Raw genomic sequence first — 14,298 nt, 5'->3', positions numbered from 1 at the left:
GGATATCAATTGTTGATGTACGCACCGAGCATGGCATGCGTGTTCAGTACGGCGCGGGCCGTCTCCAGTTCCCCGGGCTGCAGGTACCAGAAGATCCAGCCGGCATGTTCTTCGCAGCGGCCATGGGCTTGCATCGCACCGCGCAGCGCTTGCCGGCGCTCTGGCGGCAGCGCATCCAGTCTGGCTTGCGTGAAACCATTGATGGCATATACATCGCGCAGGTGCGCATCTTGCAGCCCGCGCCGCTTGATGGCGGCCCAGTTATTTGCCGGGCAAGGCGTGCCAAAGGTTATCGGATGGGCCGCATCGAGCTGCCGGTAGGCGCGTGCGTAGCCGCTGCCATAGCCCAGGGTTTCGCTGTAGCCGTACATATAATCGCAATGTTCAAACAGGCCAGGAATGGTCTGCGCGCCGTCGAACAGCTGTTGTAACGGCAACTTGCTGGCGCGCATCGCCAGCAGCAGCGAAACGCTCGGTTCATACACGGCCAGCGCATCGCAGTTTGTGATCTCGTCGGCCTCGTCGGCCGGCACGATGCGCGGTGAAAACAGCTCGATGCCGGTGGCATCGGGCGCAAACAGGGACTTCTCGTAGTTTCTCAGCGAGAACTTGACGACCTTGCCGGTCTTGCTGCCGTAACGCTCGACGGGTTCGCCGATGTGCGCGAACCAGGCGAACAGCTGCGCGCTGGCCGTGGCGGGAATAAAGGGGCTATTTTTCTTGAATTCGCCAACGAGGAAGTGATATTGGTCCATATGTCGTTATTAGGGATGGGCAACGCGCATGATGCCATGCGCGGGACCACACGGCTAGCGTGCGCACCGCAGGGATGGCGCCGGACGGGCGGGAGAGAAAAAGATCCACTGCAGGACGGCGCAATGGCAGGCTTGAGGCGTATGATGGAAATACGGATGTGGTTGCCGCAAGGCAGTGCGACCGGCATGGGCCGCACATCTTGCAGGTTTTTTTCGTGTTTTTGGCAGCAATGACAACGAGGAGACATCATGGACAAACCCGAATTCATCCTGGCCGCCAAGGCCATGGAAACGCTGGAAATGTATCAAACGTTTTACGGCCACTCCAGCGAATACCAGGCGCACCAGCAGGAAGTGCTGAAACTGCTGCGCCACAAGGGCGCCTCCCTGCTCGTGTCCGAGCATGGGCCTGCAAAGTTTTTATTGGCCTTTGCCGATGCGCTGGAAGCGGCCAGCTTGCCGGGGGAATATGTGCCGCTCAACCGCAGGTAGGGCGAGCCTGTCCCGGCAGGGGACGCAGATATCTGCCGGGATAGTCCCTAGCCGCCGTTCCCTCTGTCGTTCAGCGATACCCTGGGCAGGCGCACGGTAAATATCGTGCCGCTTTCCAGGCTGGACTCGGCGCCGATGGTGCCGCCGTGCGCGCTGGCGATCTCACGCGCGATAAACAGACCCAGGCCGATGCTGGTGGCATTGGGCGCTTTGTGATCGTCGGAAATGGCCAGCTGGACCAGCGGATCGAAAATGCTTTTCAGCGACGCTTCCGGGATCTGGCGGCCGAAATTCTTCACTTGCACCACGGTCGTATCGGCATCGCCGAAAGCCGTGATGGTCACCGGCTGGTCGTCGGTGCGGTATTGCGCGGCATTGTTGAGCAAATTGGAAAAAAGCTGGGACAGGCGGGCCGCATCGAAGTCGCCAATCATCTCGCCCGTGGTGCTCAGTTCAAACTTGCATTGCGGGTGAGCGGCCGATGCATCCTCGACGGCCGTCTTGCAGATTTCCCCCAGGTCGCCCAAGGCGGGTGAAATGGGCATGTGTCCCCCCAGCTGCGTCCTGGCAAATTCCAGCAAATCGTTCACCATGGTTGTCATGGTGGCCGCGCTGCGGGCGACCCGCGCACCTATCTGCACCGTGGAAGCGGAGGTCGCGCTTGGCCTGCTCAGCAGCGCACCGGCCATCGTCATCGTGCTCAGCGGACTGCGCAGATCGTGGCTGAGGATGGCGAGAAAGGTATTGCGGGTGCGGTCGCTCTGCTGCGAGTAGCGTATGGCCGATTCCTGCAGCGCCTGGTCTATCGCTTCATTGAAGCGCAAGATGTCGTCCGTTGCCGTTTTCGACGTTACCGGCACCTGTGCCATCCACAGGCGCAGCACGCTGGCCCGCATCGCGCGAAATTCCGCCGTCAGTTGCGGCAGCGTGAAGCCGATCTGCTGGCGCAGCGAGCCATGCGTGGCGGCTGCCGTTTCCTTGCCCGTTATTTCTGATACGCCCGTGGTCGATTTCTTTTTTCGCTGCGCCGCGTTCTCGATGACGTCCATGTCGCGCACGATGGTTTGCAGCATCTGCTTGGCATGATCGCGCAACTCCACTTTCGAGATGGCGGCTCCCGGAATGGGCAGCGACCTGGCGAAGAGTTCCCACTCTTCCAGGATCGGCTCCAGATGGCCGGTAATAAAGCGCGATAGTTTCACGGAGGACCAATGCGTTGATGGAAGAGGAGCCAGTGTACGCTGTCGAGGCGGGGATGGGGGATTGCTTCCCTGTGCCGGGTGTTATCTACGTGTAACCCGGCGCCATGGCGTCAAACATGTCCTTGCCAACGGCCCCTTGACCATGAAAGAAATCTTGCGTTCATGCTGTGCAGGTGGCTGGAATTGCGGTATCGCAAACAATGGCAAGCATGAATCGGATTCATCGATGCCATGGTAGTGACTTTTTTATATCGTGTTTGTGACGATGTGTGAGTATGTTGCCGCCTATTTGGTGCACACTTTGCCGGATATAAATCCGGGAGTGCCGCCATGACCAGGTCACGCAGCTTGCCGCCACGATTGCTGGGAGCACGCTTCCGTGGCTTTTCCCTGCTGCCGCTGGCCATTTCATTTGTCGTGCTGGTATGCCTGTCGCTGCTGGCGATCCAGCTATGGATGACCTTGCGCGCCCGCGAAGTGCAACTCGATGAAGCGGGGCGCGAAAGCGCCAACCTGGCGCAATCTGTTGCGCAGCATGCCTATGACACCATCAAGGAAGCCGATACGGTGCTGGTCGGACTGGTGGAGCGGGTGCAAACAGACGGTGTTTCCGATCCTGAACTGGCCCGCATGCACAAGTTGCTGGTCACGCGTGTCGCCGAGCTGCGCCAGTTGCATGGCATCTTCATCTATGCCAGGGATGGCAGCTGGCTCGTGAACTCGCAGCAAACGCTGTTGAGCAATCTGAATAATTCCGATCGCGATTACTTCAACTACCATCGAACGCATGCAGATCGAGGTCCCTATGTCGGGCCTCCCGTGCGCAGCAAATCGACTGGACACTGGATAGTCACCGTGTCGCGGCGTATCAATATGCCTGACGGCAGTTTCGGCGGCGTGGCGCTGGCGACCATCGATATGAATTATTTCAGGCTGTTTTATGAGCGCTTTTCGATAGGAAAAAAAGGCGCCATTTTCATTGCAAATGGAAACGGTATTCTGTTATTGAGACGGCCGTTCGACGAAAGTTTGCTGGGACGCGATCTTTCGCAGTTTCCCTTATTTCATGATTATTTGCCCAAAAGTCCCGTTGGGACGGCTGTGATCAAGTCGCGAGTCGATGGCGTGACGCGTATCAATAGCTATCGTAGAGTCGAGGAATACCCGCTGGTGGTCTCCGCCGCGCTGTCGCAGGATGAAGTGCTCGCGGCGTGGCGTGTCGATGCGGTGATGCAAAATGCGGTGGGCGGCGTGCTGGTATTGCTGATCGCCTTCATCGGATACCGCGTGGTGCGGCAGATCGATTTGCGGGTCAAGAGCGAGGCGGGACTGGTCGAGGCGCGCAATGAACTGGAAATGATCAATGAAACCCTGGCCCGCCTTGCCAACCAGGATGGATTGACGGGGCTGGCGAACCGGCGCCACTTCGATCAGTCGCTGCTTGCCGAGTTCAGCCGTGCGCAGCGTGAGGACAGCTCACTTGGGCTGGTGTTGATCGATGTCGACTTCTTCAAGCAATACAACGATATCTATGGCCATGTGGCCGGCGACGAGTGCCTGAGAAAAATCGGCAAAGTGGTCGGCTACAGCATGCGCAGGCCGGGCGACCTTGCGGCGCGCTACGGCGGCGAGGAAATGGTCGTTTTATTGCCCGGTACGGAGTTGCCGGGGGCACTGGCGGTGGCGGAAGGCGTTCGCCAGGCCGTGCAATCGCTGGGAATCGAGCATAGTGGCAATCCTCTCGGCGTGGTGACGGCCAGCGTCGGCGTGGCGGCTTTTATGCCGATGCACCTGGAAAACCTGCCGGTCGAGTTGGTTGAGCTTGCTGATAAGGCACTGTACAAGGCCAAGGCATCGGGGAGAAATCAGGTTTGTTATGAATCTTCTGGCAAAAGTGCCGAGCAGGCCGCGACTGCTTTGGCGTTTCGATAACCGTTGTTGACGGTGCATGAGCCGGGGCGGCTTTGTGCTGCGTTCTCGGTGGCGCGTGCGCCAGCCCTGTCCATGTACAATCGGCAACATACGGATCGGCGTATCCGCCCCTTCATTGCGGAGTACGTTCAAGCGTGACACAAACATTGCAAACCTGGCTGCTGGCCTGGCGGGAAGCCTTCACATGCGTCGGCCTGGGGCTGCGCGATGCGCGTCATGCGGGGCTGTGGTGGCGTTCCGCGCTGTGGTGCATGGCGGTCGTGGCGCTGTGGCTGGGACTGTATGGTTACTTCGGCCGTTTTTTTGTCGAGCTGAGCGCCATGCTGGCGCTGGTGTCCGTCACCGGCTTGCTGGGCCTGGGCGTGATGGATGGCGTCGGGACACTGGCCAGCGGGCCGGCCACCGTGTCGCAGATGGGCAATATCGCCGGCGGCCTGGGCAGCGCAGCCAAAGCCATGCTGTCGATCGGCCAGATTGCCCTGGCGTTGCTGGCGCTGGCTGCTTTTTTCTATGTGATGGTCTTTATCGTCGGCGCCATCGGCACGGCGCGCCTGCCGCTGCGCTGGCTGCTGCTGGATCGCGCCAAGGCGGTGGCGGCGCGACGCTATGCCGCGTGGCAGCCTCCGGCCGGCCTGGATGCATCCTCCGCGCGCCCCGCCTGGCGGCGTCATCTGTTGCTGCTGCTTTCCCTCTTGATTCCGGTGTGGGCCATGTGCGTGCTGATCTCGTACTTGCTGGCCTGGAACGTCCAGATGGTCTACGGCGCGGCGGCCGAAGAGGGGCTCGGCGCGGAACAGCAAGCGGCGTTGCGCCGCGAACAGCGCCCGGCGATTTTTGCTCTGGGCCTGCTGCTGTGCTTGCTGATGCTCGTACCGGTCCTCAATTTACTGTTGCCAGCCCTGCTGTGCACCAGCGTTTGCCATTTGCAGCGCCGCGGCTGGCGCGCAACGCATGCATTAATCAAAGTGGAGTGAACATGAGTCAACACGCAAGACGCGGCACCCTCGAGCGCGCGATTGAAATCGCCGCCGCCACCCATGCCGGCCAGTCGGACAAGGGCGGCGCGCCATACATATTGCACCCCTTGCGCGTCATGCTGCGCGTCGCCCCCGGCGCCCAGCAGATCGTCGCCGTACTGCATGACGTGGTGGAAGACAGCGACGGCAAAGTCACCTTCGACGACCTGGCGAGTGAAGGATTTTCCCAGGAAGTCATCGACGGCGTGCGCGCCGTGACCAAGATCGAAGGCGAGTCGTATGAGGCGTTCATCGCCCGCGCGGCCTTGAATCCGGTGGGCAAGGCCGTCAAGCTGGCTGATCTGGCTGAGAATAGCGATTTGTCGAGGATAGGGGAGCCGACGCAGAAGGATCTGGAGAGGATAGAGAAGTATCGGAGGGCTGTTAAACGGCTAATGTCGTAGGAATGATTCTTGAGTGGTGAATCGTGTCCGAATGGCGGACTTGATCCTCGCAGTACCCAAACGCCACCCTAATTTGTACTTTATGCCGCTGCATGTTTGATGGCAGATAAAGGCCTAGATTCGTGTCCCAAATGGCAGACTTGATCCCTTTTCCGCAGGTTCTTAAGCGTAATACAACATTGTATGTGACAAATTATCTCAGTTCAAGTTACGTAAAACTCAATCTTTGCGAAAGCATCTCCCATACTGATAATTTCATTTATTCCCCTAAAATTGTAGAAAAATAGACACAGCTATTTCTGAAAGTGTGTTCTGTGACAATTGGTGTATTTTAAGCTTCAGTTCTCAATGTAAAGTTTGTTTTGCTAGAAAATAAAATTTTTTAAGCAGGATTTGCTGGGGATTTATTGCGACTAATACTCCGTCATGAGAATGCACAATAAAAAATCAGTATTTAAAAATAAGGAAGCTATGTCTAATACGTACAACATATATAAAATCCAAGAATCAAAAATAGATTTATTAAAAATAAAACTTGAAAATGTTGGATTGAAAGAGCAAAAAACTTGCACTTCAGGAAATTACATTATGACTTTTTATTTTTCATCAAAAGTCGAAGGGAATAAGATTTGGTGGTGGCAGACTTATAAGGATTTTTTCTTGGGAGAGATAAAAGAACCTGAAAATTTCTTCCATTTCGCAGTTTTGCTTTGCTGCAATAAAAAAAATAAAAATACTATATATGCAGTTAGTTTGGGGAAGTCACACTTTTATTTATCAAAATTTATACAGCCAGATTTTGGAATTACGTTGGCTGTGCGAATGGCAAAAGAAAAAACTATTCTTTTAAAGAAAAGCCGCCACTTTTCTGGGATAAAGCGTCAAGACGTATCATCGTATGAGAATTTTCAAATTAATAGTTACGAACCTGGAGAGTCGGTAGATCATCTTAAGTTAAAAGCATCTAATGAAAAAATTTGGGGGAGTCGAAACATTATTTTTGCAGATTCCATTCAAATGGATATCGATAAGTCTCCCAAGGATTTGGCAGAGATTTTTGATAATATTGAAGCACATCTAAAGCAAAATGAAATAATACAGCTCCCAAAACTCGAAAAAGTCGATGATAATATCGTTGATGATCTTGATGTTATACTATTTAATTCTCTTAAAAATAAAGGCGGGAAAGTAGTAATAGACGAATTTACAGTTTACGGCATCGCAATTTGCTTTGCATTTCATGACTACAGTTATCGTATTTCTGCTAGATTACCCGGAAAAGGTTTTTCGTGTAGTAAAAATCTTGGGAATAGCTTTGATATTAGTGATATCACTGAATTCCTTGTTGAAAATCCAGGAGTTGATAACGTCAATTCTATTCGAATTCAATTTTCTAATGAGGAAAGAGGTTCATTTACTAAGGGGATAAAGGAAGTAATAGATTCGCCAATAGATTACAATAAATCACATTATTTCTTGCGAAATGGAAGTTGGTATAGGTTTAATCAGACTTTTATGGATTATTTGAAACGTTCTATTGGTAGTATAGAGATATCTTTGCAGCAAAATTTAATTGAGAAAGATTTTATAAAGTGGAAATCTGATAAGGAATTAGCAATTGCTGCTGGTGTAGATGTCGATGATAAGCTGCTTTATAGGGAGAGCTACTTCAATAAGAAGCTATGCGAAGATCATGGTTATTTATTATTGGATCGTCAGCTTACACAAATTAAAACATTGAAAGCAGGAAAATCTAAGTATAAGGTAGAAATAGCAGACTTATATAAGGATAATGAGATAATATCAGTAAAAATATCAGAGGCAAATCATGAGTTGATTTATAATATAGAGCAATCTAAAGATTCTCTTATTCTTATTAAGAGAAATGAAATAGAATTTCCCCATGAGTTGACTGGGGCAGCATTATGGTTTGTTTTTGATAATAATGTCAAAGAGATAATTGATGTGAATTCAATTCAATTTTTATTGGCAATTGAGTCTTGGCAAGCACTTGTAAAAAGCTTCGGATTAAAGCCGAAGATTTATATATCAAAGCATATTCCCGCGTAGCCAAAATATTGACAGCTATCAGGGCGAGGGGCATAGGGCGGGGGCTGGTCCAGCATTCGCACACAGCTTGATCAGCTAATGTTGTTGTTAGGAAAACCGCCTGCGGCGCAAGAGCCAGTCAGACGAATCGGAGAGGGTTGCGCTTGCAAGCGCAACCCGGTTTTGCGGTGTCGAGCTGCGCTCGCCGAAGGCCCCGCAAAACCCCCGCGCCCGTACCGGACGCGGATACGACGCCCGCGCTCTGCATACGTTGAATAAATAAAAAGGGCCTCCCCGCCAAAACGGGGAAGCCCTTTTTATTTATTCGGTGGTGGAGACGGCGGGAATCGAACCCGCGTCCGCAAGCACTCTACAGACAGTTCTACATACTTAGCACTATCATTTAATTTAACTCAGCCAGCACGGATGTGCACGTTATGGGCAAGCGAGTTACCTATTATTTAGTCGGACGCTAAGTAACCCAGCATACGACGAGTCCCTGTAAATGACTCTAGAGCTTTTGACGGCCCACCCCAGGGACGAGGTGTTCTAGAGCTAACAGCGATTAAGCTGCCAGTGCGTACGAGTTATCGTTTGCAGTTAAGTTTTTTCAGGTTGTATTTACGAGGTAGCCCGCCCTCGGTATGCCCTGCGCTGCTTTGCAACCCACGTCGAAACCAGGTCGTCCCCACAGAACCTTCATTGTAGCGCAATCTGCCTACTCTTGCATGATGCATTCGCAGTAATGGATATACAGCCTGTCAGACGCAGTTTCAAGCCATCAAGCCGCCAACTGCCGCTCCTGTGCCGCCTTCACCGCGCCGGTCACCAGTTCCAGCAACGCCAGAGGCGTATCGAGCAAATGGTCCGCGTTCCAGTGCTGCGGTTCGACGGGGCCGCAGTAGCCCCAGGCGCAGGCGACCGTGCGCATGCCGGCGGCGCGGCCGGCCTGGATGTCGCGCAGGTCGTCGCCCACGTACCAGCAGTCTTCCGGCGCCAGGTCCAGGCGGCGTGCCGCTTCCAGCAGGGGGGCGGGGTGCGGTTTCGGGTGGGACATGGTGTCGCCCGAGATCACGCAGCCGGCGGCGCCCAGGCCGATCTGGCCGACCAGCGGGTCGGTGAAGCGGGCGGCTTTGTTGGTGACGACGCCCCAGGCCAGGCCCAGAGCTTGCAGGCCTTCCAGCATGGCGGGGATGCCGTCGAACAAGCGACTTTCCACGGCCAGGGCCGCTTCGTAATTGTTCAGGAAACCGTCTTTCAGGGCTTCGTAACCGCTTTCGCCAGGAGCTATCCCATACGACGCGCCTATCATGCCGCGCGCGCCGGCCGAGGCCGTGGGGCGCAGCACTTCATACGGGGTCGGCGCCAGGCCGGCGCGCGCGCGCAGCAGGTTGATGGCCGCTGCCAGGTCGGGCGCGGTGTCGGCCAGGGTGCCGTCGAGGTCGAACAGGATGGCGCGCGGGGCTGGCAGATGGTCAGTGATCATGGCGGGCAAAGTGTGTCAAGTGGGAATGAAAAATGGCGGCCGCAGCCGCCTTGTATTGTGCGTGATGGTTACAGCGGCCGGGTGCAGGCCACCAGGTAATTGACGCTGGTATCGCTATTAAGTGAGTAAATCTTGGTCAGCGGATTGTAGCCCATGCCGCGCATGCCGTTGATGTCCAGGCCAGCGCTGCGCAGGTATTGCGACAGTTCGGCCGGGGTAATGAATTTGTCATAGTCGTGCGTGCCTTTCGGCAACAGACGCAACAGGTATTCGGCGCCCAGGATGGCGAACAGATACGCTTTCGGATTGCGGTTCAGGGTCGACAGGAACACGTGTCCGCCCGGTTTGACCAGCGCGGCGCAAGCCTTGACGATGGCGGCGGGGTCCGGCACGTGCTCGAGCATTTCCATGCAGGTCACGACGTCGTACTGGCCCGGCTCTTCCTCGGCCATGGCTTCGGCGGCGATCAGCTTGTAGCGCACCTTGGCACCTGATTCCAGACTGTGCAGGTCGGCAACTTTCAAGGCCTTGTCGGACAGGTCGATGCCCGTCACGTCGGCGCCCTTGCGGGCCATCGACTCGGCCAGGATGCCGCCGCCGCAGCCGATGTCGATCACGCGCTTGCCGGCCAGCGGCACTTTCGCATTGATCCATTCCAGGCGCAGGGGGTTAATTTCGTGCAGGGGACGAAACTCGGAAGTGGGGTCCCACCAGCGGTGGGCCAGCTCACTGAATTTTTGGATTTCGAGAGGGTCGGCGTTCATAGGTCGAATAATAGCGGCAATTTTACAATTGGGCAGCCACGGACGAAAAAAAACCCCGCCGTGGCGGGGTTTTTCATGCTGGTCTTGACTTGCGCGATGACTTGCGGCAAGTCCAGGGGTTCAGCAATTACTTGTTGCGGGTACCAACAACTTCGATTTCCACGCGACGGTTTTTCGCACGGCCTTCGGCAGTTTTGTTATCAGCAACAGGTTGTTTTTCGCCTTTGCCTTCGGTGTACACGCGGTTGCTTTCAACGCCTTTGTTGACCAGGTAGGCTTTGACAGCATCAGCACGACGTACCGACAGTTTTTGGTTGTAAGCATCGGTGCCGACGGAGTCGGTGTGACCCACAGCGATGATGACTTCCAGGTTGATGCCACCCAGTTGCGCGGCCAGCTCGTCCAGCTTGGCTTTGCCTTCTGGCTTCAGCGTAGCTTTGTCGAAATCGAAGAATGCATCAGCAGCGAAGCTGACTTTTTCCGAGGTAGGAGCAACTACGACTGGCACTGGCACGACTGGTGCTGGTGCTGGAGCAGGTACGACTGGTGCTGGAGGAGCCACGCATTTGCCGTCTTGCAGGGTTTCTGGCTCTACGCACAGTGGTACGTCGCAACCTGGCACTGCGTCAGCAGGTGTCCAGTAGCCGGTACGCCAGCACAGGCCGAATGGGTCACGCACGATGACGCCGCGGGCATCTTGCACGTAAGCGCTTTTTGGGCTTGGTGCTTTGATGTCAGTGGTAACTGGCGCGAATGGTGGGGAGGTTGGGGTTTGGGCCGAAGCCGAGCCAGCAATCACTGCGGATGCAGCGAAAAACAGCGTTACAAATTTATTCATTCTTTTTTCCTTTCGGGGGGTGATATCCGCAGAACAACACTGCGCTACTGGTGCTACGTGCCAAGATTTTATCATGTAGACCATATGCGCTCGTTTCAGATTGCGAAACTAGCAATTAACTTCCCAGTCATTTTGCCACACGCATCAGGGGCACACGACCGTGGTTAAATCAAAGCTTGCCCGATTTTAGACCGTGCGTTGTTTTTGCGCAACGAAAATGCCCATTTGTAACGCGTCTGTAACAATTGATCGCTTTTTTTGCCTCTTTTAAGGGCAGGTGTCTTGAACTGACATTGCCATTGTGCATTATCGACAGTGCAACATGCACGGCTCCGGTGCAAACTGCCAATCTTGCCGGTATGGCCAATTTGTACAGGTAGCTGGGCGCGCATGCTAAAATCGTGCGCTTGACTGTTAAGAGTGTCGAGCAAATGCGCACGGCGGCACGGCATGGCCAGCACGTACCCTTGCGGTACCCGTACTGGCCGCGCCGCCAGCCCGCCGATTTGTTCAGGCACTCTGCGACATGGAAGCCGGGCCACGCCAGCAGCGCGCGGCGCGGCGTCCACGCCGACAGCCACCCAGGATATGCAGTATTGCGTCATACATTGCGTAACAGATAAGTTAACCACAGCCTGAGATCAGTCGAACCGCCAATGGATCAATTCGCAAAAGAAACAATTCCTATTTCCCTCGAAGAAGAGATGCGCAAGAGCTACCTCGATTACGCCATGAGCGTGATCGTCGGTCGCGCCTTGCCCGATGCGCGCGATGGCTTGAAGCCAGTGCACCGCCGCGTCTTGTTCGCGATGCATGAAATGAATAACGTGTGGAACCGCCCTTACGTCAAGTGCGCCCGCGTGGTCGGCGAAACCATGGGTAAATACCATCCCCACGGCGATGCCTCGATCTACGACACGCTGGTGCGCATGGCGCAGGATTTTTCGCTGCGCTACATGCTCGTCGATGGCCAGGGCAACTTCGGTTCCGTCGACGGCGACGGCGCCGCGGCGATGCGTTACACCGAGTGCCGCCTGGACAAGATCGCCAGCGAGCTGCTGGCCGATATCGACAAGGATACCGTCGACTTCCAGCCCAACTACGACGGCAAGGAAAAGGAACCGACGGTCTTGCCGACGCGTATCCCGAACCTGCTGATCAATGGCTCGTCCGGTATCGCCGTCGGCATGGCGACGAACATTCCGCCACATAACATCACCGAAGTCATCGACGGCGCGCTGCACGTGCTGCGCAATCCCGATTGCACGATCGATGAATTGATCGAGCTGATTCCGGCGCCGGACTTCCCGACGGCCGGCATCATCTATGGCGTGTCCGGCGTGCGCGACGGCTACCGCACGGGCCGCGGCCGCGTCGTCATGCGCGCCAAGACCCACTTCGAAGAATACGGCAAGGATGGCGGCCGCATCGCCATCATCGTCGACGAGCTGCCATTCCAGGTCAACAAGAAATCCTTGCTGGAACGCATCGCTGAAAACGTGCGCGACAAGAAGCTCGACGGCATTTCCGACATCCGCGACGAGTCCGACAAGTCGGGCATGCGCGTTGTGATCGAGCTGAAGCGGGGCGAAGTGCCGGAAGTGGTGCTCAACAACCTGTACAAGCAGACCCAGTTGCAAGACACCTTCGGCATGAACATGGTGGCCCTGGTCGATGGCCAGCCCAAGCTGCTGAACCTCAAGCAGATGCTGCAATGCTTCCTGTCGCACCGCCGCGAAGTGGTTACGCGCCGTACCGTGTTCGAACTGCGCAAGGCGCGCGAACGCGGCCACGTGCTCGAAGGCCTGGCGGTCGCGCTGGCCAACATCGATGACTTCATCGCCATCATCAAGGCCGCGCCGACGCCGCCGATCGCCAAGGTCGAGCTGATGGCCAAGGCCTGGGATTCGTCCGTCGTGCGTGAAATGCTAGCCCGCACGGGCGACGGCACGACGCCGGGCGGCGTGGACGCCTACCGTCCGGAAAACCTGCCGAAGCACTACGGCATGCAGACGGATGGCCTGTACAAGCTGTCGGACGACCAGGCGCAGGAAATTCTGCAGATGCGCCTGCAGCGCCTGACCGGCCTGGAACAGGACAAGATCGTCAACGAGTACAAGGACGTGATGGAACATATCGCCGACTTGCTCGACATCCTGGCCAAGCCGGAACGCGTCACCGTCATCATCACCGATGAAATGACGGCGGCGAAGAACGAATACGGCGCCGGCAATAAGGACGTGCGCCGCTCGCAGATCGAGTTGAACGCCACCGACCTGGAAACGGAAGACCTGATCACGCCGCAGGACATGGTCGTGACCCTGTCGCACACCGGCTACATGAAGGCCCAGCCGATCACCGAATACCGCGCGCAGAAGCGCGGCGGCCGCGGCAAGCAGGCGATGGCGACGAAAGAGGAAGACTGGATCGACCAGCTGTTCATTGCCAACACGCACGACTACATCCTGTGCTTCTCGGATCGTGGCCGCATGTACTGGCTGAAGGTGTGGGAAGTGCCGCAAGGCTCGCGCAATTCGCGCGGCAAGCCGATCGTCAACATGTTCCCGCTGCAGGACAACGAAAAGATCACCGTGATCCTGCCGCTGTCGGGCGAGAACCGCACGTTCCCGGAAGACCATTACGTCTTCATGTCGACCAGCCTCGGTACCGTGAAAAAGACGCCGCTGAAGGACTTCAGCAATCCACGCAAGGCCGGCATCATCGCGGTCGACCTGGACGACGGCGACTTCCTGATCGGCGCGGCGCTGACCGACGGCCAGCACGACGTGATGCTGTTCTCCGATTCGGGCAAGGCAGTGCGCTTCGACGAAAACGACGTGCGTCCGATGGGCCGTACGGCGCGCGGCGTGCGCGGCATGAACCTGGAAGAAGGCCAGCACGTGATCGCGCTGCTGGTGGCCGAGAACGAGCAGCAGTCGGTGCTGACGGCCACGGAAAACGGCTACGGCAAGCGTACGCCGATCACCGAGTACACGCGCCATGGCCGTGGCACGAAAGGCATGATCGCCATCCAGACCAGCGAGCGCAACGGTAAAGTGGTTGCCGCGACCCTGGTCGATACCAGCGATGAAATCATGCTGATCACCACCGGTGGCGTATTGATCCGCACCCGCGTGTCGGAAATCCGCGAGATGGGCCGCGCGACGCAGGGCGTGACCCTGATCGCCGTGGAAGACGGCACCAAGCTGTCCGGCCTGCAGCGCGTGGTGGAAACGGATATCGACGAAGTCGAGCTGACGACGGAGGCGGACGCCGCGCCTGCGCCGGCGGCGGCTGAACCGGCCGATCCTGTCGATCCGGCCCAGCCGGAGTAAGATGATTGGGGCTCTTTCGGGAGCC

General features: G+C 56.1%; 12 protein-coding genes and 1 other RNA gene. 6 read left to right on the top strand and 7 right to left on the bottom strand.

All coding sequences use genetic code 11. The features are described 5' to 3' along the window. Window positions 1–5 precede the first annotated feature (5 nt). Window positions 6–755: a hypothetical protein gene (locus GYK42_RS11595; RefSeq protein ID WP_166447628.1), complete on the bottom strand. Its 750-nt coding sequence runs from the start codon at window positions 753–755 to the stop codon at window positions 6–8. A 249-nt stretch (window positions 756–1,004) separates the two neighbouring features. Here GYK42_RS11595 and GYK42_RS11590 point away from each other — a divergent pair, with 249 nt between their 5' ends. Beyond that, window positions 1,005–1,247: a hypothetical protein gene (locus tag GYK42_RS11590; RefSeq protein ID WP_034759639.1), complete on the top strand. Its 243-nt coding sequence runs from the start codon at window positions 1,005–1,007 to the stop codon at window positions 1,245–1,247. A 47-nt stretch (window positions 1,248–1,294) separates the two neighbouring features. Here GYK42_RS11590 and GYK42_RS11585 read toward each other — a convergent pair whose 3' ends face one another. Then, window positions 1,295–2,449 (bottom strand): sensor histidine kinase, encoded by a 1,155-nt coding sequence (locus tag GYK42_RS11585; RefSeq protein WP_092714925.1) that lies wholly within the window; start codon window positions 2,447–2,449, stop codon window positions 1,295–1,297. Window positions 2,450–2,779: 330 nt separating this feature from the next. On the opposite strand from GYK42_RS11585, the gene GYK42_RS11580 reads away from it, so the two are divergent. From GYK42_RS11580 to GYK42_RS11565, 4 genes are all read left to right on the top strand, one after another. Then, window positions 2,780–4,381, top strand: coding sequence for a sensor domain-containing diguanylate cyclase (locus GYK42_RS11580; RefSeq protein ID WP_166447627.1), 1,602 nt, complete (start codon window positions 2,780–2,782; stop codon window positions 4,379–4,381). 134 nt (window positions 4,382–4,515) lie between these two features. Continuing rightward, the gene (locus tag GYK42_RS11575; RefSeq protein WP_166447626.1) at window positions 4,516–5,355 is read left to right on the top strand and encodes a hypothetical protein; all 840 of its coding nucleotides are present in this window, start codon (window positions 4,516–4,518) and stop codon (window positions 5,353–5,355) included. A 2-nt stretch (window positions 5,356–5,357) separates the two neighbouring features. After that, window positions 5,358–5,801 (top strand): GTP pyrophosphokinase, encoded by a 444-nt coding sequence (locus tag GYK42_RS29560; protein WP_166447625.1) that lies wholly within the window; start codon window positions 5,358–5,360, stop codon window positions 5,799–5,801. Between the two features lie 426 nt (window positions 5,802–6,227). Further along, the gene (locus tag GYK42_RS11565) at window positions 6,228–7,871 is read left to right on the top strand and encodes a DUF6119 family protein (RefSeq protein WP_240943559.1); all 1,644 of its coding nucleotides are present in this window, start codon (window positions 6,228–6,230) and stop codon (window positions 7,869–7,871) included. 308 nt (window positions 7,872–8,179) lie between these two features. Here GYK42_RS11565 and ssrA read toward each other — a convergent pair. From ssrA to GYK42_RS11540, 5 genes are all read right to left on the bottom strand, one after another. Beyond that, window positions 8,180–8,540: a transfer-messenger RNA gene (gene ssrA, locus GYK42_RS11560) on the bottom strand. 91 nt (window positions 8,541–8,631) lie between these two features. After that, the gene (locus tag GYK42_RS11555; RefSeq protein WP_166447624.1) at window positions 8,632–9,336 is read right to left on the bottom strand and encodes an HAD family hydrolase; all 705 of its coding nucleotides are present in this window, start codon (window positions 9,334–9,336) and stop codon (window positions 8,632–8,634) included. A 68-nt stretch (window positions 9,337–9,404) separates the two neighbouring features. Continuing rightward, window positions 9,405–10,100 carry a bifunctional 2-polyprenyl-6-hydroxyphenol methylase/3-demethylubiquinol 3-O-methyltransferase UbiG gene (gene ubiG, locus GYK42_RS11550; RefSeq protein WP_166447623.1) on the bottom strand — a complete coding sequence of 232 codons (696 nt, stop codon included), beginning with the start codon at window positions 10,098–10,100 and terminating at the stop codon, window positions 9,405–9,407. Window positions 10,101–10,227: 127 nt separating this feature from the next. Continuing rightward, window positions 10,228–10,938, bottom strand: a complete 711-nt coding sequence (gene ompA, locus GYK42_RS11545) for an outer membrane protein OmpA (protein ID WP_046682685.1) — start codon at window positions 10,936–10,938, stop codon at window positions 10,228–10,230. Between the two features lie 164 nt (window positions 10,939–11,102). After that, window positions 11,103–11,543, bottom strand: a complete 441-nt coding sequence (locus GYK42_RS11540) for a hypothetical protein (protein WP_166447622.1) — start codon at window positions 11,541–11,543, stop codon at window positions 11,103–11,105. A gap of 51 nt (window positions 11,544–11,594) precedes the next feature. Between GYK42_RS11540 and gyrA the strand changes: the two genes are divergently transcribed. After that, window positions 11,595–14,273 carry a DNA gyrase subunit A gene (gene gyrA, locus GYK42_RS11535; RefSeq protein WP_166447621.1) on the top strand — a complete coding sequence of 893 codons (2,679 nt, stop codon included), beginning with the start codon at window positions 11,595–11,597 and terminating at the stop codon, window positions 14,271–14,273. The last annotated feature ends 25 nt before the right edge of the window (window positions 14,274–14,298 follow it).

This window comes from Janthinobacterium lividum (genome assembly GCF_011601275.1).
Lineage (GTDB): Bacteria > Pseudomonadota > Gammaproteobacteria > Burkholderiales > Burkholderiaceae_D > Janthinobacterium > Janthinobacterium lividum_E.
The sequence above is the reverse complement of the archived record's forward strand: the minus strand, read 5'-3'. Positions and strand labels throughout refer to the sequence as shown.

Excerpts from the sequence above, each read along its gene's own strand:
- ubiG (WP_166447623.1), bottom strand. The coding sequence starts at position 10,100 with ATGAACGCCGACCCTCTCGAAATCCAAAAATTCAGTGAGCTGGCCCAC.
- GYK42_RS11565 (WP_240943559.1), top strand. The coding sequence starts at position 6,228 with ATGAGAATGCACAATAAAAAATCAGTATTTAAAAATAAGGAAGCTATG.
- GYK42_RS11555 (WP_166447624.1), bottom strand. The coding sequence starts at position 9,336 with ATGATCACTGACCATCTGCCAGCCCCGCGCGCCATCCTGTTCGACCTC.
- gyrA (WP_166447621.1), top strand. The coding sequence starts at position 11,595 with ATGGATCAATTCGCAAAAGAAACAATTCCTATTTCCCTCGAAGAAGAG.
- GYK42_RS11540 (WP_166447622.1), bottom strand. The coding sequence starts at position 11,543 with ATGACGCAATACTGCATATCCTGGGTGGCTGTCGGCGTGGACGCCGCG.
- GYK42_RS11580 (WP_166447627.1), top strand. The coding sequence starts at position 2,780 with ATGACCAGGTCACGCAGCTTGCCGCCACGATTGCTGGGAGCACGCTTC.
- ompA (WP_046682685.1), bottom strand. The coding sequence starts at position 10,938 with ATGAATAAATTTGTAACGCTGTTTTTCGCTGCATCCGCAGTGATTGCT.
- GYK42_RS11590 (WP_034759639.1), top strand. The coding sequence starts at position 1,005 with ATGGACAAACCCGAATTCATCCTGGCCGCCAAGGCCATGGAAACGCTG.
- GYK42_RS11595 (WP_166447628.1), bottom strand. The coding sequence starts at position 755 with ATGGACCAATATCACTTCCTCGTTGGCGAATTCAAGAAAAATAGCCCC.
- GYK42_RS29560 (WP_166447625.1), top strand. The coding sequence starts at position 5,358 with ATGAGTCAACACGCAAGACGCGGCACCCTCGAGCGCGCGATTGAAATC.